General features: G+C 45.8%; 6 protein-coding genes. All 6 read left to right on the top strand.

The window, feature by feature from the left end; all coding sequences use genetic code 11:
- On the top strand, positions 1-233 hold a 233-nt coding region (rplD, locus tag IQ229_RS21165; RefSeq protein WP_194047095.1), incomplete at its 5' end, for a 50S ribosomal protein L4.
- Entirely contained in the window at positions 226-540 is a 315-nt protein-coding gene (locus IQ229_RS21160; RefSeq protein ID WP_109011921.1) for a 50S ribosomal protein L23, read from the top strand. The genes rplD and IQ229_RS21160, both read left to right, overlap by 8 nt.
- Before the next feature lie 99 nt (positions 541-639).
- Entirely contained in the window at positions 640-1503 is an 864-nt protein-coding gene (gene rplB, locus IQ229_RS21155) for a 50S ribosomal protein L2 (RefSeq protein WP_094349090.1), read from the top strand.
- A gap of 93 nt (positions 1504-1596) precedes the next feature.
- Positions 1597-1875, top strand: coding sequence for a 30S ribosomal protein S19 (gene rpsS / locus IQ229_RS21150; protein WP_012410721.1), 279 nt, complete (start codon positions 1597-1599; stop codon positions 1873-1875).
- A 163-nt stretch (positions 1876-2038) separates the two neighbouring features.
- On the top strand, positions 2039-2395 hold the full coding sequence (rplV, locus tag IQ229_RS21145; RefSeq protein ID WP_069070777.1) for a 50S ribosomal protein L22: 357 nt from the start codon (positions 2039-2041) through the stop codon (positions 2393-2395).
- A gap of 52 nt (positions 2396-2447) precedes the next feature.
- The coding region (rpsC, locus tag IQ229_RS21140) for a 30S ribosomal protein S3 (RefSeq protein WP_194047093.1) at positions 2448-3028 on the top strand (581 nt) is incomplete at its 3' end.

Raw genomic sequence — 3028 nt, 5'->3', positions numbered from 1 at the left:
CTAAAGAATTAGTGGCAGCGCTTGCCCGTTGGGGAATAGTACCAGAAAGCAAGGCACTGTTAATTTTGTCTGAAATTGCGGATACAGATAACGTTTATTTATCAGCCCGCAACATTGAAAATTTAAAACTAATTGCAGCCGACCAGCTAAATGTTTTTGATTTACTGCACGCTGACAAAATTGTAGTTACGGCATCAGCCCTAGAAAAAATTCAGGAGGTCTACAGTGCCTAGCTTTGACCCCCGCGACCTTGCCGACTTAGTACGTCGCCCAATCGTCACCGAGAAAGCGACCATCTTGATGGAGCAAAATAAGTACACCTTTGAAGTAATTCCAAAGGCATCAAAGCCAGAAATCAAGGCTGCGATCGAAGACTTGTTTCAGGTCAAGGTTGTAAAAGTCAACACCACTCTACCACCGCGTAAAAAACGGCGTGTTGGTAAATTTATTGGTTATAAACCCCAATATAAGCGAGCCATTGTTACGGTCGCATCTGGGGATGAAGACAAGATTAGACAAGTTCTATTCCCAGAAGTCTAAAAAAGTTGTGAGCTAGGAGTTAGGAGTTAAGAGTTACTGAACTCAAAACTCAACACTCAACACTCAGCACTCAGCACTCAGCACTCAGCACTTAAAAATATGGGTACCCGTTCTTATCGCCCTTATACCCCCAGCACTCGCCAAGTTACAATCTCTGACTTTGCGGAAATTACCAGAACCGAGCCAGAAAAATCCTTAACAACCTCGAAGCATCGCGCTAAAGGTCGGAATAATCACGGGCGGATTACTAGTCGTCGCCGGGGTGGCGGACACAAACAACTTTATCGGATCATCGATTTTAAAAGGGATAAACATAATATTCCTGCCAAAGTCGCAGCGATTGAATACGATCCTAACCGCAACGCCAGAATTGCCCTTTTGTATTACCAAGATGGCGAAAAACGGTACATCCTTCACCCCAACGGGTTGAAAGTTGGAACAATAATTGTTTCTGGGCCTGATTCTCCCTTTGAAGATGGTAATGCCTTACCGCTCTGGAAGATTCCCTTAGGTACTAGTGTTCACAACGTAGAATTCACTCCTGGTAAAGGTGGTCAAATTGTACGTGCTGCTGGTGCTAGCGCCCAAGTCGTGGCAAAAGAAGGTAATTATGTAACTCTCAAGTTACCTTCAGGAGAAGTCCGCTTGATTCGACGCGAGTGCTACGCCACTATTGGGCAAGTAGGCAACACCGATGCGAGAAACCTGAGTGCAGGTAAAGCCGGACGAAATCGCTGGAAAGGTCGCCGTCCTAAGGTTAGAGGTAGCGTCATGAACCCAGTGGATCACCCACATGGTGGTGGTGAAGGTAGAGCGCCTATCGGTAGATCGGGGCCTGTTACACCTTGGGGTAAACCCACATTGGGTGCGAAGACACGCAATCGCAAGAAACTTAGCAGCAAGTTGATTGTGCGTCGTCGTCGTAAATCTTCTAAACGCGGTCGCGGTGGTCGTGAATCTTAAAGAGTTAGAAGTTATGAGTTATGAGTTGAATCTAACTTATTAACTCCTAACTCCTCACTCCTAATTCCTAAATCCTAAATCCAAAATTGAACTATGGGTCGTTCTCTAAAAAAAGGTCCTTTCGTTGCGGATCATCTCCTAAAGAAAATTGAAAAGCTCAACGACAACAACAGAAAAGAAGTTATTAAAACTTGGTCACGAGCTTCGACAATTTTGCCCTTAATGGTAGGTCATACCATAGCTGTTCACAATGGACGCCAACACGTTCCCGTTTTTGTAAATGAACAGATGGTAGGACATAAGTTGGGTGAATTTGCCCCGACACGCACCTACAGAGGTCATGGAAAAAGCGACAAAAAAGCGGGTAGGTAGTTATTAGTCATTGGTCATTTGTCATTTGTCATTGGTGAGCCAGTGCGGTCTTGGGGGTTTCCCCCATGAGCAGCTGGCGAACCCGAAGGGTCATTAGTTATTAGCTTTCGACAAAAGACAAAGGATAAAAGACGAAGGACGAAGGACAAAATTGGAGAAAATTATGGCTACTAATACTACTGAAGTAAAAGCGATCGCTCGTTTTATCCGCATCTCGGCTTACAAAGTGCGTCGGGTACTCGATCAAATCCGCGGGCGATCTTACCGAGAAGCGTTAATCATCCTGGAATTCATGCCCTATCGCGCCACTGAACCCATATTGAAGGTTCTCAGAAGCGCCGCTGCCAATGCCGAACACAACGCTGGGTTAGATCGGACTCAACTTGTAATTACTCAGGCTTATGCCGATCAAGGGCCGCCGTTGAAGCGCTTCCAACCAAGAGCGCAAGGTCGAGCTTACCAAATTCGCAAACCGACGTGTCATATTACCGTAGCTGTTGCAGCTGCTCCAGAAAAATAAGCACGTTTACCCAATAAATTGCGTAAAGTAAGAAATTTTAGAGGAAGCATTTGTGGGACAAAAGATTCATCCAGTTGGTTTTCGCCTGGGTATTACACATGAACATCAATCCCGTTGGTTTGCTGTTCCAGATCGTTATCCAGAACTTCTACAAGAAGATTACAAACTCCGTCAATACATAGAACAAAAGCTGGGTAGACAGGCTCAAAACAACGCCGGAATTTCCGAAGTGCGGATTGAGCGCAAAGCTGACCAAATCGACTTAGAAGTACGCACAGCTAGACCTGGGGTAGTAGTGGGTCGTGGTGGACAAGGTATCGAATCCTTACGTACCGGACTCCAAGGATTGTTGGGTAGTAATCGTCAAATTCGGATTAACGTAGTTGAAGTTCAACGAGTTGATGCTGATGCCTACCTCATTGCCGAATACATTGCTCAACAATTGGAACGTCGGGTTTCCTTTCGGCGGGTAGTGCGGCAATCGATTCAACGCGCTCAACGCGCTGGTGTCCAAGGTATTAAAATCCAAGTTAGCGGTCGCCTCAACGGTGCAGAAATTGCCCGGACAGAGTGGACTCGTGAAGGCAGAGTACCTTTACATACCCTACGGGCTGACATTGACTACTCTTATTG

The sequence above is a fragment of the Nostoc cf. edaphicum LEGE 07299 genome (genome assembly GCF_015207245.1).
Classification (GTDB): domain Bacteria; phylum Cyanobacteriota; class Cyanobacteriia; order Cyanobacteriales; family Nostocaceae; genus Nostoc; species Nostoc edaphicum_B.
Note: the sequence above shows the minus strand (reverse complement) of the source record. Positions and strands in the feature narration are given on the sequence as shown.